Below are 17711 nucleotides of genomic sequence, written 5' to 3'. Positions count from 1 at the left end.
GGTCTCGTCCGTTCATCCCCCTTCGTGGAGGCACTGTGCGCAACCTGCGCGGGACACAGACGGCCGCGGTCGCCGCGGCCCTGACGGCCATGGCGGTTCTGCCCACCTCGGCCCGGGCCGCCGACTCCGGGCTCGCGGAGGTGACCGCCACCACCGAGACCCCGGCCCTCTACGGCGACGACGCCGGCGGCAACGCCGACGCCGACGACCCGGCGATCTGGCGCAACGCCGCCGACCCCGACGCCAGCCTGGTGATCGCCACCGCCAAGGAGGGCGGCCTGCGCGTGTACGACCTGGCCGGCAGGGAGGTGCAGTCCATCCCGGCACCGCCCGCCCCCACCCCCGACGACAAGCCGGGCCGCTTCAACAACGTGGACCTGATCTCCGGGTTCCCGCTGCCGACCGGCCGCGCCGACGTCGCCGTCGTCACCGACCGGGGCCGCGACCACCTGCGGATCTACCGCATCACCCCGGGCGCCGCCCGGCCGCTGACCGACGTCACCGCCCCCGACGCCCCGCTGGTCTTCTCCAAGACCCAGGACGAGGTCAACGACCAGGCCACCCCCTACGGCCTCGCCACCTGGAAGGACAAGGCCACCGGCCGCTCCTACGCCGTGGTCAGCCGGCGCAGCCGCACCCGGCTCGCCCTGCTGGAGCTGAAGACGACCCCCGGCGGAGCGGTCACCTACCGGCAGGTGCGCACCTACGACCTGCCCGCCTCCTTCACGCTCCCGAACGGCACGTCCTGGACCCCCTGCACCGACCCCGGCGACCTCCCGCAGGTCGAGGGCATGGTCGTGGACCCGGCGAACAAGGTGCTCTACGCCGGCCAGGAGGACGTCGGCATCTGGCGGCTGCCCGCCGACCTCGGCGGCAAGCCGAAGCTGATCGACAAGGTGCGGGAGTACGGCGTCCCCGCAACCTACGACGAGGCGACCGAGGAGTGCGTCGCGGGCGCCGACCCCGGCTACGGCGGCACGCACCTGTCCGCCGACGTCGAGGGCCTGACCATCCTCGACGAGGGTGACGGCGACGGCTACCTGCTCGCCTCCAGCCAGGGCGACGACACCTTCGCCGCGTACGACCGCGAGGTCTCCGACGACAACGAGTACGAGAACGGCTTCCGGATCACGGCCGGCACCGTCGACGGCTCCGAGGAGTGCGACGGCGCCGCCGTGCTGAACGCGCCCCTCGGCTCCCGCTACCCGAACGGCCTGCTCGTGGTGCAGGACGGGCACAACACCCCGGACGAGACGGACGCGGACGGAGAGGTCCGCGACAACACCGACTTCAAGTTCGTCGACCTGGGCAAGGTCACCGGCGCGCTGGACGAGGACGACTGAACAGCGGTACGCCCTCCGCCCGTTCGGGCGGAGGGCGTACGGTCGTCGCGGCCGTGCCGCCGCTAGTCCTTCACCGTCGTGCGCACAACGGTGTCCTCGACACCGCCCGCCGGCGCGGGTACGGCGGCAGCGGCGGCCCCGTCCCCGTCCGTGTTGATCCGCTCGATGATCGCCAGCCGCTCCGGTGTGTCCTCCGGCCGGAGGTAGCCGACGAGGACGTACAGCACCAGCGACACCGCCAGCGGGATCGACACCTGGTACTGGAGCGGCACACCGCCCTCGACGTTCCAGTTGATCGGGTAGTTCACCAGCCAGAACGCGAGCAGGCCCATCGACCAGCTGACCAGGGCCGCCGTCGGGCCGGAGCGGCGGAACGCGCGCAGCAGGCCCAGCATCATCGGGATCGCCATCGGGCCCATCAGACCGGCCACCCACTTGATGACGACCGTGATGATGTCCTTGAAGGCGGGGGAGTTGACCTGCGTCGCCGCCGCCATGGACAGGCCGAGGAAGACGACCGTGGCGATGCGGGCCACCCGCAGCCCCTGGTTCTGGTTCCAGGCCCGGGCCCGCGCCCAGATCACCGGCGCGCAGTCCCGGGTGAACACCGCCGCGATGGCGTTGGCGTCGGAGGAGCACATGGCCATGGTGTGCGAGAAGAAGCCGACGATGACCAGCCCCAGCAGACCGTGCGGCAGGAGCTGTTCGGTCATCAGGGCGTAGGAGTCCGAGCCGTCGGGCTTCTGCGACTCGACCAGCAGCGGCGACATCCACATGGGGAAGAACAGCACCAGCGGCCAGACCAGCCAGAGGATCGCCGAGAGGCGGGCCGACCGCTCGGCCTCCTTGGCGTTCGGCGTGGCCATGTAGCGCTGCGCCTGGTTGAGCATGCCGCCGTTGTACTCGAAGAGCTTGATGAACAGGAACGCCAGCAGGAACACCGTGCCGTACGGCCCGACCAGCGGTTTCTCATGGCCCTGGAGCTCCGGCGAGTCCCAGACGCCGAAGAAGCCGCCGTGGTCGTCGAGGCGGACGAAGACCGCCACGAACATCGCGATGCCGGCCAGCAACTGGATGATGAACTGCCCGAGTTCGGTCAGCGCGTCCGCCCAGAGGCCGCCGATCGTGCAGTAGATCGCCGTGATGCCGCCGGTGATGAGGATGCCCTGGTTGAGGGAGATGCCGGTGAAGACGGACAGCAGCGTGGCGATCGCCGCCCACTTCGCGCCCACGTCCACGATCTTCAGCAGCATGCCCGACCAGGCCAGCGCCTGCTGCGTCTTCAGGTCGTAGCGGTTCTTCAGGTACTCCAGCGGGGAGGCCACATGGAGCCGGGAGCGCAGCCGGTTGATGCGCGGGGCGAACAGCTTCGACCCGATGGCGATGCCGAGGGCGATGGGGAAGGACCAGGTGACGAAGGACGTGACGCCGTAGGTGTAGGCGATGCCCGCGTACCCGGTGAACATCACCGCGCTGTAGCCCGACATGTGGTGCGAGATGCCGGAGAGCCACCACGGCATCTTGCCGCCGGCGGTGAAGAAGTCGCTGACGTTGTCGACACGTTTGTGCGACCAGACGCCGATCGCGACCATCACGGCGAAGTAGCCGACGAGCACGGCCCAGTCGAGACCGTTCATATGCGCCCTCCCAGGGATCGGCCCGGCGCTCATCGTGGGCGCTGCCGCGTGAACACGACAAGTGATCGTAAGGTCAAAGGGAGGTAAAGAAGTTCTGTGTGATGGTTGCAGTTCACGCACATGAACTCAGCGCATCAGCTCCCCGGCGTTGACCAGCAACGACTGCCCGGTGATCGACCGTGCCCTGTCCGACGCCAGGAACGCCACCGCGTCGGCCACATCCGTATCCGTGGCCAGATCCGGCAGCGCCATCCGCTCGGTCAGCCGCTCCAGCACCGCCGCCTCCGGCACACCCTCCGTCCGGGCCGCGAACTGCACGTACGCCTGCACCGGCGGCCCCCACATCCAGCCCGGCAGCACGGTGTTGACCCGGATCCGGTGCGGCCCGAGCTCGCGCGCGAGGGAGTACATCGCACTCGTCAGCGCCCCCTTCGACGCCGCGTACGCCGCCTGCCGCACCTGCGAGGGAGCGGCCACCGCCGACTGCGTCCCGACGAACACCACGGATCCGCCGCCCTGTTTGAGCGACGGAAGGCAGGCCCGTGTCATCCGCAGGGTGCCCAGCAGGTTCACGTCCAGCACCGACCGCCAGGACTCGAAGTCGGCGTCCTCCAGCCCGCCGAAGTAGCTGTCGAGCGCGGCCACGTGCACGACGGCGTCGATCCCGCCGAACCGCTCCCGGGCCAGCCGGGCCAGCGCCTCGCACTGCGCCTCGTCGGAGATGTCCGTGGTCCGGTACGCGGTGCGGGCCCCGCCGGGATCGACCTCGGCGGCCGTCTTCGCCAGGCTCGCCTCCGTACGGGCCCCGAGCACGGCCCGCCCGCCGTCCCGCACGACCGCCGCCGCGACCTGCCGCCCGAGCCCGGCCCCGACCCCCGACACGACGACCGTCTTCCCCGCGAGCAGTGGCATGGCAGGACCTCCCCGGACCGGAACCCTGGCGCTATATCTGACGGAGCGTCAGAGTATGGGTCAGCCACCGACGAAGGGGAAGGGCATGAGCGAGGACACCCGCAGCGAGCTGTACGCCGAACTGGCCGCCGTCGGCCCCTACGGCACCCACCCCGGACACGCCCTCATCACCATGGTCGAGCCGCACCCCGGCCACGAGTACGCGTACAACCGCTGGTACGAGGACGACCACTACTACGCCGGCGCAATGGCCATGCCCTGGATGCAGGCGGGCCGCCGCTGGGTGGCGACCCGGGACCTCCAGCTCCTGCGCTACCCCGAGAAGTCGGCCGTCGCCCAGCCGGTCACCGCCGGCTGCTACCTCTCCACGTACTGGATCACCGCCGGCCGCTACGACGACCACATGCGCTGGACGGTCGCCATCAACAAGCGCCTCAACCGGGACGCCCGCGTCCACCACGACCGCACGCACGTCCTCACGGCGTTCCAGAACCACGAGGCGACGGTGTACCGCGACGGAGCGGCCGGTCCCCGGGACGTCCACGCCCTCGACCACCCCTACGCGGGCCTGGTCCTCCAGGTCGTCGAGGCGGACACCCCCGAGCAACGCGCCCCGCTCCTGGAGTGGCTGCGCACCCGCCACCTCCCCGAACGCCTGGCGGGCTCCCCGGCCGCGCTGGTGACGGTCTTCCGCCCGACACCCCTCCCCGGCGACCGCATGACCTACGTGAAACAGGTCGAGGGCGTCGACACCCGCCTGACGCTCCTGTGGTTCCTCCAGACCGACCCCAGGGAGTGCTGGGACCCCTGCTTCACCGGCCTCGACACGGCGGTGGCGGAATCGGGCCTGGGCAGGGTGGAACTGGTGGCGCCGTTCATCCCGACGGTGCCGGGCACGGACCAGTACGTGAACGAGCTGCGCTGAGGTTCAGCGCAGCTCCTCCGGGCAGGGCGTGCCCCGCGGGAGCTGGTACGGCGCCGCCAGACGGTACGTCCCGGCCTTCGGCGCCAGCAGTTCCGTCCACTTGTCGCCCTGCGCGTCCTCCTCCGTCTCCGACAGGCAGCCGTTGACGTTCACGTACGTCTTCGGCTCGTCCTCGGGACGGTTCCTGGACTCCTCGGTCTCCTGGGGCGGCTTCAGGCTCTTGCCCTCCGCGTCGACGATGCTCAGCCACGGCGAGTACGGGATGCGCACCAGGATCCGGCCCGCCTTCTTCACCTGGAGGATCATCTCGCCCTGCTCGGCCCGGTCGACCACCGCGTTCGGCTCGGCCAGCGGGGTGGGCGCGGTCACCTTGAACAGCTGCCAGGTGTCGTTGCCCCAGATCTGGGTCAGATACGGCAGCCCGCGCTGCACCAGCGCCCGCTCCCGCTGCCCCCCGTCACCGTCCGGCTCGCCCTTCGGCAGCACGACGTAGTGCACCGCCCAGCGCTTCAGCCACTCGTGGTAGTTCGCCGAGTTGAGCGTGTCGTCGTAGAAGAGGGGGTTGCGCTCCATGTCGGCCTGGCGGTTCCAGCCGCGGGCCAGGTTGACGTACGGGGCGAGCGCGGAGGCCTCGCGGTGGGAGCGGGCGGGGACGACCTCGACCCGGCCCTTCTCGGCGCCGACCTGCTGCAACTCGTTGACGAGCGGCGCGAGCTCACGCGACCAGGACGCCGCCGGGGCCGTGTGCACGATGTCGTCGACCGTCTTGAAGCCGATCCACACCCCGAAACCGCACAGCGCCACGACGGCCGCGTACCACCTGCGGCTGCGCGGCACCGTGAACGGCAGCGCGGCGACCAGCGCGACCCCGGCGAAGAGCATCGCCAGCCGGGTGATGTTCGAACCGATCTGGGAGCTGATCAGCCACACCAGCACGACCCCGAGGCCGTACACCGCGGCCGTGAGCCGGACCGTCTTCCACTCCTGCGGCACCAGCACGTAGGTGAGGATCGAGAACGCGAGCGGCAGCAGCACGGAGCCGATCACCATCGGCTGCGTGCCCGAGAACGGGAACAGCCAGGCCGACACCGCCACCACCGCTGTCGGCGCCAGACCCAGCGCCCACGCGCCCGGCCGCCGCTTCTGCAGGAACAGCGCCACCGCCACCAGGCCCACGAACAGACCCGCCACCGGCGACGCCATGGTGGCCAGCGCGGCCAGCGGCGCCGCGCTCAGGGCCTTCGCCCAGCGCTTGTACCGCCACCGGTAGGGCCAGCAGAAGACGACGGCGACCGCGCCGAGCGCGAACATCATGCCCAGCCCGAACGTCACCCGCCCGGACACCGCGTTGCAGAACAGCCCGAACACGCCCGCCAGCGACGCCCACAGCGGATTGAGGACGGACCGGCTGCGCAGCAGGAGCAGGGTCAGCAGACCGGCCGAGACCGTCCCCGCGATCATCATCGTCGTCCGCACGCCGAGCACCGACATCAGATACGGCGACACCACGCTGTACGACACCGGGTGCATCCCGCCGTACCAGGCGAGGTTGTACGCCGAGTCCGGGTGCCGGCCGACGAACTCCGCCCACGCGTCCTGCGCGGCCAGGTCGCCGCCGCTGTTCGCGAACGTGAAGAACCAGAGGATGTGCAGCGCCGCGGCCAGACCCGTGACGGACAGGACCGGGTGTTGCAGCATGCGCTCACGCAGGGCCAGCACGGGGGCGGGCCACTCGAACCCCGCCCGGCTCTCGTCGGGCGCGCTCTCTTCGGGCGCGCTGCCCTCAGACGCGTTGGCGTCCGGTGCGTCGACTTCCGGTGCGTCGACTTCCGGTGCTTCGGGCAGGCGTATTCGCGGGCCTGATACCGAGCCCGGTTCGGCGTCGTCTGCGCGTGTCGGCTCCGCAGTGGCCACTCGAAGGCACTCCCCGTGTCCCGTCTTCTGTTCTCGGCTTACGCCGCCGCGCCGCCCTGAGCGGCGGCATGTCCCGATTCGGGACGCTAGCACGCACCCCGCCGGGCGGCGCCCGGACGGGCCGTCACCGGCGGGGTGCGGTGGTGCGGGTCGAGCCGCGGGTCAGCCGATGCGCGTGAGCTTGGCCCCGAAGCCCGGCTCCGCCAGGTCCTTCTGGAGGGCGACCGGGACCTTCACGGCACTGGTGGTGCCGTCACCGACGGTGAGCGTGCCCACCTTCGTGCCGGCCTTGGCCGTGTGCGGCAGGTCGTCCCCGGCGAACGTCAGCTTGACGGACAGGCCCGCCCAGCCGACGGCCGTGACGTCCTCGGTGACGGCGACCGGCGTCCGGCCGCCGAGACCGTCGTCGGCGTACCCGACGACGTCGCCCTTCTTCAGGATCGTCGCCGACTCCAGCGCGCCCTGCGCGGCCCGGATCAGCTTGTCGCCCTCGTGCAGCGCGGCGCCCAGGATCGTGTTGTCCGGGCCGCCGGCGGGCTGGCGCACGACCGCGCCGATGATCCGGTGGGTCTCGCCGTCGACGTCCTTCCTGGCCGCGAAGACGAGGTTGCCGAGCGCCGAGGTGGTGGTGCCGGTCTTGATGCCGGTGACGTCGTTGTAGCCGACCAGCCGGTTCCAGTTGTCGTGCTTCTTCCCCTTGTAGTCGACGTACGACATCATCGTCGCGACCTCGCGGAACGCGGGCTGCTGCATGGCGGCCCTGGCGAGCTTCACCTGGTCCACGGCCGTGGAGACGGTCGTGTTGTTCAGGCCCGACGGGTCGGTGTACGTCGTGTTCTTCATGCCGAGTTCCTTGGCGGCCGTGTTCATCTTCTCCACGAACCCCTTCTCGGACCCCGCGTCCCAGCGGGCCAGCAGCCGCGCGATGTTGTTCGCGGACGCGATCAGGATGCTCTCCAGGGCCTCCCGCTCGGTGATCCTGTCGCCCTTGGTGACGTCGACGGTGGACTCCTGGCCGGCGTCGGACTGGTCCTGGGCGGTCTGGTCGATGAGGATCTTCGGGCCGTCCTCACCGCTCTTGAGCGGGTGCTCGCGCAGGATGAGGTAGGCCGTCATGACCTTGGCGACACTCGCGATCGGGACGGGCTTCTGCTCGCCGGAGGACCCGAACGTGCCGATGCCCTGGACGTCCAGCGCGGCCTGGCCGTCGGCGGGCCAGGGGATGTCGACCTTGCCGCCCTCGAAGGTGTAGCTGTCCTTGGCGGTGAGCTCCAGGGTGGGCGTGGGGAGCGGGCGCACGCTCTGCACGACCGCGAAGACGACCACCAGCAGCAGCACCAGCGGCGTCCAGATCTTCACCCGCCGGGCCGCCGTGCGGAGCGGGGTGTCCGGGGGCGGCGGAGTGTTCGTCAGCTCGGCCAGCAGATCCAGCGGCGGCTTGGGCGGCAGCGGCTGCTGCGTGGTCCGCTCGGGGCCGACGGTGGGGACGGGCGCGGTGGCCTCGGCCGGCGCGACCGGCTTCCTGGCCGCCGGGTCGTCCAACGCCTTGAGCGCGACGAACTTGCTGGTCCGCTCGGCGTCCTTCTCCGGAGCGACCGTCTTCGGAGCGTCCGTCTTCGGAGCGTCCGTCTTCGGGACGTCCGTCTTCGGGACGTCCGCCTTCGGAGCACCCGTCTTCGGGAGGTCCGACTTCGGGAGGTCCTTGGCCGCGCCCCCGAGCTTCAGCATGGTGGTGGGCTGATCGACCGGGGGCCGCAGGACCTTGAAGACGGCGGTGGGCTGGTCGACGGGGGGTTCTGCGGGCGCGTCGCCGTCGTCGTCGCCGGCGTCGCCCACGCCGTCGACGCTGCCGACGGCTCCGCCGGTCTTCGGGGTTTTGCCGGTGCCGGGCTTGTCCTCGAGGGCTCCGGTGGCTTCGCCGGCCTTCGAGGTCCTGCCGGTGCCGGGCTTGTCCTCGGGAGTTCCGGTGGTTTCGCCGGTCTTCGGGGTATTGCCGGTGGACTGCGGGGCCTTGCCGGTGCCGGGCTCGCCCTTGGCGGTGCCGTCGGCCGGGGTGTCGTCCTCGGCAGTCTCGGTCTCGGCAGTGTCGGCGTCGGCGGCGGTCGCGGCGGCGGTGCCGGCGGCCTTCCTCCCGGCACCGGCGGCCTCAGGCGCGGAATTGGCGTCGGCGGAGACGCGCGGGTCCGCGGGCGCGCGGCCCTTGTCGTCGGCCCGCTCGGGGGCGTCGGCGTCGGTATCGGCGTCCTCGGGCGCGGTCTCGGCGTCCTCGGTCCGTTCGTACGTCGTCGCCTCGGCGGTGTCCGCGGCGTCCTGGCCGTCCGCCGTGGCGGAACGGTCCGCCTCGGGCTCGTCGGTGTCGTCCCGGTCCGCCTCGGAGCCCTCGGACGCCGCCCCTGCGGCTTCCCGGGCGTCCTCGTCGTCCGTGTCGGGGCCCGCGGACGCGCCCGCGTCCCCTCCGGAGCCCTCGGGGGCATCCTGGCCGCCCTGGGCGCCCGCGTCGGCCTTCCCGACCTCCTGGGCCCCCGTGCCCGCCTTCCCGACCTCCTGGGCCCCCGTGCCCGCCTTCTCGGCCTCCTGGGCCCTCGCGTCCGCCTTCTCGGCCTTCTCGGCCTTCTCGGTCCTCTCCGCGCGCTCGGCCGCAGGAGCCTCGCCGTCGCCCTCGGCGGCGGTCTCCTTCTCACCGTCCGCCGACGCGACCCACGCGGCCACGGCATCCCGCAGCCGGCCGTCACTGCCCTCGCCGTCGGAGGAGCCCCTGCCCCCGGACCCCTCGGCGGAGCCCGAAGCTCCCGGCCCGGCATCGGCCCTCGCGTCCTCGGCGTCCGAGTCGCTCGCGACCCCCTCCGCGTCCGCAGCACCCGCGGCGCGCTCCACGTCCGCGTCGCTCTCGGGCCGTTCGGAGTTCTTCGGCTCCTCCGCCGTCCGCGTGGACAGCACACGGGTCGCCGTGTCGGCGGCGCCTCGTGCCGAGGACTTCTCCGCGTCCCGGGCCACCGCGAGCCGCGGGTCGGCGGCTTCGCTCCTGGCCTCCGGAACCGGACTCGCGCTCCCCGACGTCCTTCGTGCCGACGACTCGCGCTGCTTCGACCTGTCGGGGGACTCGCCCGCCACCGATGCCTCCTCCTCGCGCCGCACTCCCCGCGTGCGCGTACCGAACCGTGAACCGCCGTCCGTGACACCGCCCCGGCGCTGTCCGAACCTGTACCAGTGTCCTGTGTGCGGGCCAAACCCATCCGGTAGACGAGAACGACATACCTACTGGTTCCACTACGAACCGGTCACGCACCCTCGACAGACCAATGTGAGAGGGGTCACCCTGTCTTTCATCCACGCGGGGAGGCATGGATGGGCAGGAGCCGCAGAACACTTCCGGAGGAGCTTCTGCTGCTGGCGTTGGACCCGACCACGGGTACCACCGCGCAGCCGCAGTCGCTCGACCTCGGCCTGGCCGGAGCACAGCTAGTAGAGCTGGCGCTGGCCGGACGGATAGCCCCAGACGGGGATCGTATCGCCGTGGTGGCACCACGGCCGACTGGAGATCCAACGTTGGACTGCGCGTTGGAGTTGCTGCGAAGGCGTGGCGCTCCCGTGCGGGCAGTGAACTGGATTGGCGGGCCGCGTCTCGGGCTGCGCCAGACTTACCTCTCGCATCTGGAGCGGTGCGGCATGGTGCATGCCGTGGCCGGCCAGATGTGCGGAGTGCTGCCGACGACTCGCTACCAGGCGACGGACACCGAGATCAGCCGGGAGATCAAATCCCGTCTGGACTCCGCGATCCGCACCGGCGTACCGCCGGACCCGCGGACCGCGGCACTCGCCGCCCTCGCTCACGCGGTCGGCCTCGGCAAGCACCTGTACCCGGGCAACGAGGGACGTTCCTCTCGCTCCCGGCTCAGGGATCTGATCAGGCACGACCCCATGGGCGGTCTCGTCGCGCACGCGGTGATGGACGTCCAGAACGGCGTCGCGGCCCAGCCGCGCCGCAGCCCGGCACCGTCCGGCCGTCAGGCCGCCGGCGGAACCAGGCCCGCAACGGAACCCGCCCGAGGCGTTCCGATGCAACCGCGCCACGGAACCATGGCGCGCGCAGTGGCCCACTGAGCCGCGCGCCGCGCCCGTAAGACCTACGACCGGCACGCACCACGGGACCCACGAACCCGGTCACGGGAGCCGCTGTCGAGCGGGGCGGAGAGAGCGCACACTCTCTCCGCCCCGCTCGGCGTGCCGTGCCGTAACTGGCGTGTACCCGTCGCATATCCACCGTTTCCCAGCGGTAGTAGGCACCTTGGTGGCAGTCTGCACAGCAGCAGATACGCAAAGTAGAGGCACGCAGCCGGAGGTGCACGTCCCGTGGCGTCCAATGTCAATCCCACCGTCAGGCGGCGCCGGCTCGGCCAGGAGCTCCGCAGGCTCCGCGAGCTCAAGGGCATGACGGCCGAAGAGGTGGCGGAGCGGCTGCTGGTGTCGCAGTCGAAGATCAGCCGGCTGGAGAACGGCCGGCGCAGCATCAGCCAGCGCGACGTCCGCGACCTGTGCGGGGTCTACGAGGTCGAGGACCAGCGCATCGTCGACTCGCTGATGCAGATGGCCAAGGACTCCCGGCAGCAGGGCTGGTGGCACGCCTTCGGGGACATCCCCTACAGCGTCTACATCGGCCTGGAGACGGACGCCGAGTCACTCCGGGTCTACGAACCCCAGATCATCACCGGCCTGTTGCAGACCCGTGCGTACGCCGAGGCCATCATCCGCGGTGGTTCGCCCGAGGCGTCGGAGGCCGACAACGACAAGCGCGTCGAGGTGCGGCTGCGCCGGCAGGGCCGGATCACCGCCGACACCGAACCGCTGCGGCTGTGGGTGGTCCTGGACGAGGCCTCCCTGCACCGGATCGTCGGCAGCCGGCCGGTGATGCGTGAACAGCTTGAGCACCTCATCGAGATGTCGCAGCTGCCCCACATCACCGTGCAGGTCCTGCCGTTCGAGGTCGGTGCGCACGCCGGCATCAACGGCCAGTACTCGATCCTGGAGTTCGCCGACGCGGCCGACTCGAGCGTCGTCTACATCGAGGGCGTCACCAGCGACCTGTACCTGGAGAAGCCGCTGGACGTGCAGAAGTACACGGTGATGTACGAGCATCTGCGCGCCCAGTCGCTGAACGTGGACCAGTCCCGGCAGCTCATCGAGCGCGTGGCGAAGGAGTACGCGCGCTGAGCAAGAGCCGGAGGATGACCTTCCGTCGGACAGGGCGCGGGATGTTACACCCCTGACACACAGGACTGGAAGACTCCTCTGGAATATGCCATCCGGTCGAGTGAATCACTGCGCCGAACGAGGAGGGTGGCGAGTAGCGTCGATCACGCCAACCACCAGCACAGGTTGGCGTAAACGCAACTCGCAACGGAGCGAACATGGCAATTCGTCTGGGCGCCACGGAAACGTGGACGACCTCCTCCTACACCAACAACAACGGCGCGTGCGTGATGGTCAGGTCGACCGTCGACGAGGCCCTGGAGCTCGGTGACACCAAGGTCCCCGAGGGCCCCAAGCTCGCGTTTCCCGCCGACGCCTGGAGTGCCTTCGTGGACTCGGTCAAGGCCTGACCCCGCGATCGACAGCAGCACAAGCACCACCGACAGAGCCCTCTCGACCAGCATCGCCGTCCTAGCCGAGAGGGCTCCGCTTGTGCCCGGAGAGCTCCGCGAGGGAGATCAGCCCACCGGGAACGCCACGTCACACACCGGGTCCCCGGGCCCCGACGCCTCCCAGTCGGCGAAGTACAGCTCCCGGCAGGGGCCGGCCGCCGTCAGCCCCCGGGCCGCCATCCACTCCTCCACCGCCTCGAACGCGGCCAGGATCTGCGGGTGCGCCACCTGCGCCTTGGTGATCCTGGTGTACGCCAGCCGCCGGGCCGGCTCCACCCGCACCACCGTCTCCCACGCCCGGCCCCGCCGCTCCACCCAGGCCCGGGCCGCCGCCTCGTCGGCCACCGGCACACACGCCTCGGCGGGACCGTCGCTCTCCATCGACACCTCGGCGTGGTAGGCGACGTACGGCACTCCGGCCACGCCCCCGCACTCCCGGGCCGCCTCCTCCAGCCGGCCCAGCGCCGCCCCGATCCACGCCGGCAGCTCGTCCGCCAGCACGTGCCGCTTCTCGGAGATCACCACCTGCGCGGGCGTCTCCACCGTCTCGACCGCGAACTTCCCGTACATCTCGGAGCTCCTCCCCGACAGCCGTCCACGGAGGTACTCGGCGAGCGTCCGCTGCCCCGCCACCCGCGCCTCGACATCCGCCCAGTAGGTGCCGAGCAGCCCGGCCGCCGCAGGCCCGTCGCCCGCGCCGACCACCTCGGCGATCCGGGCGAGCGGCATGTCCAGCTGCCGCAGCATGGCCACGAGCCGGGCCCGTTCGACCTGGCCGGCGCGGTAGTAGCGGTAGCCGGTGGCCTCGTCGACATGCGCCGGGGCCAGCAGGCCCAGCCGGTCGTACAGCCGCAGGGCCTTCGCCGACAGGCGGGCGCGCGCGGCGAACGCCCCGATGGTGAGCAGTTCCTGGTCCGTTCCGTCCACCACGGCATCCTCCGTCATCGGGCGGCTCTTCCGCCCGATGACGAGGACACTCCGGCCTGCCCCAGGGGCAAGGTCAACGCACCGTGGGCACTCTTCAGGCCAGCTGGGCCTCGATCGCCGCCACGACCTCCGCCGAGTCCGGCTCGGTCTGCGGTGAGAAGCGGGCCACCACGCCGCCGTCCCGGCCGATGAGGAACTTCTCGAAGTTCCAGCGGATGTCACCGCTGTGGCCCTCGGCGTCGGCGAAGCCGGTCAGGCGGTCGTACAGCGGGTGCCGCCCCTCGCCGTTCACCTCGACCTTCTCGGTCATCGGGAAGGTCACACCGTAGGTCGCCGAGCAGAACTCGGCGATCTCGTCGGCGCTGCCGGGCTCCTGCCCGAGGAACTGGTTGCAGGGCACGCCGAGGACGGTGAAGCCGCGCGCCGCGTACTGCTCGTGGAGCTTCTCGAGGCCCGTGTACTGCGGGGTCAGGCCGCACTTGGAGGCGACGTTCACCACGAGCACCGCCTTGCCCGCGTACTGGGACAGGTCGGCGGAACCGCCCTGCAGCGCACCGATCTCGACGTCGAGGGGAGAGGAACCGTTGCTAGTCGTCATGAGCGGATGCTAGCTCCGGCGTGTGTCGGGCCGGGTCCCGGCCTCGGTGGCCTCCACCAGCACCTGCCCCGCCGCCGTCCGCGAGTACAGCACCGACCTGCCCGCCCGCCGCCGCTCCACGAGACCGGCGTCCAGCAGCACCCGCAGATGCCGGCCGACCGAGCCGAGGCCCTGCCCGGTCACGGCGACCAGCTGGCTGGTGCTCAGCGGTGAGCCGAGCCGGACCAGCACACCGGCGCGGGCGGTGCCGAGCAGCGCGCCGAGGCTCGCGGGCACGGGCCTTCCGCCTGGGTCGGCGAGTGCCCCGGCACACGGATAGACCAGCGCGTACCGGTCCGTGCCCTCCCAGGAGACCCAGCCGATGCGCTGCGTCGTGATGGGCACGAACACCAGCTCGGCGCCGGACAGCTCGCGCGGCGGGTACTCGCGCGCGTTCACTTGGAGCCGGTTCTCCCCGAGCCACTGCGTCCCCGGCCGCAGCGTGTCCAGCGCACTCGCCCAGCCGCCCCGGCTGACCTGCGCGGTCCGAGCGACCACATCGGCTTCGAGGACGCGCCGACGGTGCGGCCAGTACGGCAGCACGGCCGTCGTCCAGACGTACGTCAGGAGGTCCGCGGCGCGCTCCGGAAGATCGCCCCGGTGCAGCCGGGCGGGGACCGGGCCGCGCAGGGAGACGGTGAGGTGGGCGCGGGCCGCCTCCGGGTCGGCCGCCCGCACCCGCGCGACCCCCTGCTCGAAGGTCTCCCCGGCACGCGGGGCGGGGGAGAGGAAGTCCGCCGTCCACTCCCGCCCGATCCCGGCGCGGATCAGCTGCGCGGTCACCGGGTCGCCCGCCAGCCGCCGCCGGTAGGCCGGCAGATGGGCGTCGAGCCACCGCCGCTCGCCGGGATGCGCCGCCTCGGCCGCGTGCAGCAGCCGCAGACTCGCGAAGGCCTCGGCGAACGGCGAGATCACGAACCGGCTCCCCGCCAGGGTGTCGGCGTTGATCTGCCACCAGCCCATCGGCCGCCCCCTCCCGGCGAGGTTTCGCGTCTGCGCGAAACAATAACCACGCGCACAGACGCGTCGAAGACTCCACGTATGCGCAGCTACCGCGACCTGTTCCGCACGCCCGAGTTCACCCCGTTCTTCCTGGCCGCCTCGGCGCAGACGGTCGCCCAGACCATGGGCGGACTCGCCCTGGGCACACTGGTGTACCGGGCGACCGGCTCACCGCTGCTGTCCGCGGTGAGCATGTTCGGCGAGTCGCTCGTGCAGGTGCTGGGCGCGGCCTTCCTGCTCTCCGCCGCCGACCGGCTCCCCCCGCGTGCCGCCCTGACGGCCATGCCGCTCCTCTTCGCCGCGGCCACCGCCGCCCTGGCCCTGCCCGGCCTGCCCCTCTGGGCGCTCTTCGCGATCGTCCTCGCCCAGGGGCTGGTGAAGTCCGTGGGCGGGGGAGTGCGCTGGGGCCTGCTCAACGAGATCCTCTCCAAGGACGGCTATCTGCTCGGCCGTTCGGTGTTCAACATGATGAGCGGCCTGATGCAGATCGCCGGCTACGCGACCGGCGGCGCCCTCGTGGCCCTGCTCTCCCCACGGCTGGCCCTGCTGGCGGCGGCCGCCCTGTACGTCCTGTCGGCCGCCGTCGTCCGCCTCGGCCTGACCCGCCGCCCGCCCCGTGAGGCGGGCCGCCCCTCGGTGGCGGCGACCTGGCGCGCCAACGCGCTGCTCTGGTCCTCCCCTCCCCGCCGCCAGGTCTACCTGGCCTTGTGGATCCCGGGCGGCCTGGTCGTCGGCTGCGAATCCCTCTACGTCTCCTACGCCCCCGACTCCGCCGGCACCCTCTTCGCCTGCGCCGCACTGGGCATGCTGGCCGGGGACGTGCTGGTCGGCCGCGTGCTCCCCACGGACCTGCGCTCCCGCCTGGGCTTCCCTCTCCTGCTGCTCCTCGCCCTCCCCTACGTGCCGTTCCTCCTGCACCCGGCGCTGCCGCTCGCCGCGACCGCGGTCACGCTGGCCTCCGTGGGGTTCGGCGCGAGCCTCGTGCAGCAGGAGCGCCTGGTCGCCCTCACCCCCGACGGGCTCACGGGGCACGCCCTGGGGCTGCACTCGGCGGGGATGCTCACGACGCAGGGGGTGGCGGCGGCGCTCGCCGGGTCGACAGCCCAACTGACCTCCCCGGCTACGGCGATGACGGCGATGGCCGTGGGCTCGGCGGGGGTGACATTGCTGCTGATGAGCGCGGGGAAGCGGGAGGGGGCCAGGGCGGTGAAGGTCCGCCGGGCGGCCGGCGACGGGATCCGCTAGTCGACGCCGGAGACCCGGACCTTCGTGACCTCCGCGAACACCTCGGGGACCTCGTTGTCCACCACGACCCGTGACAGCAGGACGGCCAGCCGGTCCCGCTCGGCGCCGCTCAGCCCGGCCGGCAGGGCCTCCACACGACGGCAGGTCTCGGCGTAGAACTCCCCGGCGAGCGCGGCGCCTTCGTCCGTCAGCCGCACCCGCACGGCCCGTCCGTCGCGCGGGTCGGCCTCCCGCAGTACCAGTCCTCGCCGTACCGTCCGGTCCACCAGCCCGGTCAGACTCGACTTCGCCAGCCCGAGCGTCTCGCCCAACTCGCTCATCCCGTACGGCCGGGCCAGCAGCACGCACAGCAACTGCCCCTGCTGCGGCGTCAGTCCGTACGCTCGCCCGGCCTCCGCGTACACACCGTCGACCAGGAACGCCGTGCGCACCAACGCGGCGACGACTCCCACCTGCCCGGCTGCCCCGTTCCCCATCGGGTCAGGGTACCGACCGGTAGGTCGCCGTGCGGGGCTGCGGGTCACTCCTCGTTCGGGGCCTCACCCTCGATGAGGCGTTCGGCGATGTCGTCGGCCCACTCCTGAGCCCAGCGGCGCAGCCCGGCGACGGAGGCGGCGTCGACGCCGTGGACGGTGAACGCCCTGTCGTCGAGCCAGTCCGTGCCGGTCAGCCGGGCCTGGAGGTCGGTGAGGTCGAACGTGTCGGGAGCGTGGCGGCGGCCCAGTTCCTCGAGTTCGGGGTGACTCCAGCGGGCCGAGGCGGCGTGCACGTCGACCAGGTCGCGCGCGAGTCCGCGGTCGGCCAGGTCCCGCACCCGGGTGCCGACGAGGTCGTCGAGGGCGAGCGCCGGCCCGAGCTCCGTCGCCACGGGCGGGCGCCACAGCACCTCCTTGCGCAGGGCGACCTCGCACTCCGCGCCGCTCGCCGCGTCGGTGACGAGGAACTGGGCGGACAGCGGCCCGGCCTCCAGGGTCTGCACGAGCCAGCCGCGCCCGACCAGCCCGGTCCGGACGGCGCCCGCGATGACCTCCGCCGCGGCCGGGTGCTCGGTGGCCACGTCCACGTCCCGCCCGGCCCGCTCCACCAGCCCGTACGCCAGCACCGCGTAGCTCCCGGCGAGAACGAGGGAGTAGCCCTCACCCACCACCACCAGATCACCGAGCAGCCGCCCGACGGGCTCGGAAACGGGGGGAGGTGCGGGCATGCCCTGATTATCGCGTGGGGGAGGCGGGGGACTGAGGTGAACGGCCCGGACGGGTGACAGGGGGTTGGCCGGGTGCCTTGCCGGGGCGCGAGGAACTGCGCGACTGGCGGTGGTGGCGGACTTGGCCGGGTGGCGGACGGTGCTGGTCTCACTCAGGGGCGCGGGGAACTGCGCGACTGGCGGTGGTGGCGGACTTGGCCGGGTGGCGGACGGTGCTGGTCTCACTCAGGGGCGCGGGGAACTGCGCGACTGGCGGTGGTGGCGGACTTGGCCGGGTGGCGGACGGTGCTGGTCTCACTCAGGGGCGCGGGGAACTGCGCGACCGG

15 protein-coding genes are annotated in these 17711 nt (G+C 71.9%); 6 read left to right on the top strand and 9 right to left on the bottom strand.

Features of this window, described 5'->3' with window-relative positions:
- Nucleotides 1–35: 35 nt before the first annotated feature.
- The gene (locus ACZ7EG_RS15725) at nt 36–1343 is read left to right on the top strand and encodes a phytase (protein ID WP_471077898.1); all 1308 of its coding nucleotides are present in this window, start codon (nt 36–38) and stop codon (nt 1341–1343) included.
- 62 nt (nt 1344–1405) lie between these two features.
- Here ACZ7EG_RS15725 and ACZ7EG_RS15720 read toward each other — a convergent pair whose 3' ends face one another.
- Nucleotides 1406–2980: a sodium:solute symporter family protein gene (locus ACZ7EG_RS15720; RefSeq protein ID WP_471077895.1), complete on the bottom strand. Its 1575-nt coding sequence runs from the start codon at nt 2978–2980 to the stop codon at nt 1406–1408.
- Between the two features lie 126 nt (nt 2981–3106).
- Nucleotides 3107–3892: an SDR family oxidoreductase gene (locus ACZ7EG_RS15715; protein ID WP_471077892.1), complete on the bottom strand. Its 786-nt coding sequence runs from the start codon at nt 3890–3892 to the stop codon at nt 3107–3109.
- Between the two features lie 85 nt (nt 3893–3977).
- On the opposite strand from ACZ7EG_RS15715, the gene ACZ7EG_RS15710 reads away from it, so the two are divergent.
- Complete coding sequence (locus ACZ7EG_RS15710) at nt 3978–4817, top strand: hypothetical protein (protein ID WP_471077889.1); 840 nt, start codon at nt 3978–3980, stop codon at nt 4815–4817.
- A gap of 3 nt (nt 4818–4820) precedes the next feature.
- On the opposite strand, the gene ACZ7EG_RS15705 is transcribed toward ACZ7EG_RS15710, so the two are convergent.
- Both ACZ7EG_RS15705 and ACZ7EG_RS15700 read right to left on the bottom strand, forming a co-directional pair.
- The gene (locus tag ACZ7EG_RS15705) at nt 4821–6731 is read right to left on the bottom strand and encodes an MFS transporter (RefSeq protein WP_471077885.1); all 1911 of its coding nucleotides are present in this window, start codon (nt 6729–6731) and stop codon (nt 4821–4823) included.
- A 162-nt stretch (nt 6732–6893) separates the two neighbouring features.
- Complete coding sequence (locus ACZ7EG_RS15700) at nt 6894–9842, bottom strand: D-alanyl-D-alanine carboxypeptidase (RefSeq protein ID WP_471077882.1); 2949 nt, start codon at nt 9840–9842, stop codon at nt 6894–6896.
- A gap of 234 nt (nt 9843–10076) precedes the next feature.
- Here ACZ7EG_RS15700 and ACZ7EG_RS15695 point away from each other — a divergent pair, with 234 nt between their 5' ends.
- From ACZ7EG_RS15695 to ACZ7EG_RS15685, 3 genes are all read left to right on the top strand, one after another.
- A complete protein-coding gene (locus tag ACZ7EG_RS15695; RefSeq protein WP_471077879.1) occupies nt 10077–10832 on the top strand; it encodes a GOLPH3/VPS74 family protein in 756 nt (251 codons plus the stop codon).
- Nucleotides 10833–11081: 249 nt separating this feature from the next.
- Nucleotides 11082–11939 (top strand): helix-turn-helix domain-containing protein, encoded by an 858-nt coding sequence (locus tag ACZ7EG_RS15690; protein WP_107456956.1) that lies wholly within the window; start codon nt 11082–11084, stop codon nt 11937–11939.
- A 197-nt stretch (nt 11940–12136) separates the two neighbouring features.
- Nucleotides 12137–12328, top strand: a complete 192-nt coding sequence (locus ACZ7EG_RS15685) for a DUF397 domain-containing protein (protein ID WP_471077876.1) — start codon at nt 12137–12139, stop codon at nt 12326–12328.
- A gap of 108 nt (nt 12329–12436) precedes the next feature.
- On the opposite strand, the gene ACZ7EG_RS15680 is transcribed toward ACZ7EG_RS15685, so the two are convergent.
- The 3 genes from ACZ7EG_RS15680 to ACZ7EG_RS15670 all read right to left on the bottom strand — a co-directional run bounded on the left by ACZ7EG_RS15680 (nt 12437) and on the right by ACZ7EG_RS15670 (nt 14897).
- Nucleotides 12437–13315, bottom strand: coding sequence for a MerR family transcriptional regulator (locus ACZ7EG_RS15680; protein WP_471077873.1), 879 nt, complete (start codon nt 13313–13315; stop codon nt 12437–12439).
- Nucleotides 13316–13391: 76 nt separating this feature from the next.
- Nucleotides 13392–13895: a glutathione peroxidase gene (locus ACZ7EG_RS15675; RefSeq protein WP_471077870.1), complete on the bottom strand. Its 504-nt coding sequence runs from the start codon at nt 13893–13895 to the stop codon at nt 13392–13394.
- Nucleotides 13896–13904: 9 nt separating this feature from the next.
- Nucleotides 13905–14897, bottom strand: coding sequence for an ArsR/SmtB family transcription factor (locus tag ACZ7EG_RS15670; protein ID WP_471077867.1), 993 nt, complete (start codon nt 14895–14897; stop codon nt 13905–13907).
- A 78-nt stretch (nt 14898–14975) separates the two neighbouring features.
- Between ACZ7EG_RS15670 and ACZ7EG_RS15665 the strand changes: the two genes are divergently transcribed.
- Nucleotides 14976–16181, top strand: coding sequence for an MFS transporter (locus ACZ7EG_RS15665; RefSeq protein ID WP_471077864.1), 1206 nt, complete (start codon nt 14976–14978; stop codon nt 16179–16181).
- Here ACZ7EG_RS15665 and ACZ7EG_RS15660 read toward each other — a convergent pair.
- Nucleotides 16178–16657 (bottom strand): MarR family winged helix-turn-helix transcriptional regulator, encoded by a 480-nt coding sequence (locus tag ACZ7EG_RS15660; protein ID WP_471077861.1) that lies wholly within the window; start codon nt 16655–16657, stop codon nt 16178–16180. The two genes, ACZ7EG_RS15665 and ACZ7EG_RS15660, sit on opposite strands and share 4 nt — an antisense overlap.
- A gap of 44 nt (nt 16658–16701) precedes the next feature.
- Nucleotides 16702–17385, bottom strand: coding sequence for a hypothetical protein (locus ACZ7EG_RS15655; protein WP_471077857.1), 684 nt, complete (start codon nt 17383–17385; stop codon nt 16702–16704).
- Between the last annotated feature and the right edge of the window lie 326 nt (nt 17386–17711).

The sequence above is a fragment of the Streptomyces sp. NPDC037100 genome (assembly GCF_055606225.1).
Note: the sequence above shows the minus strand (reverse complement) of the source record. Positions and strands in the feature narration are given on the sequence as shown.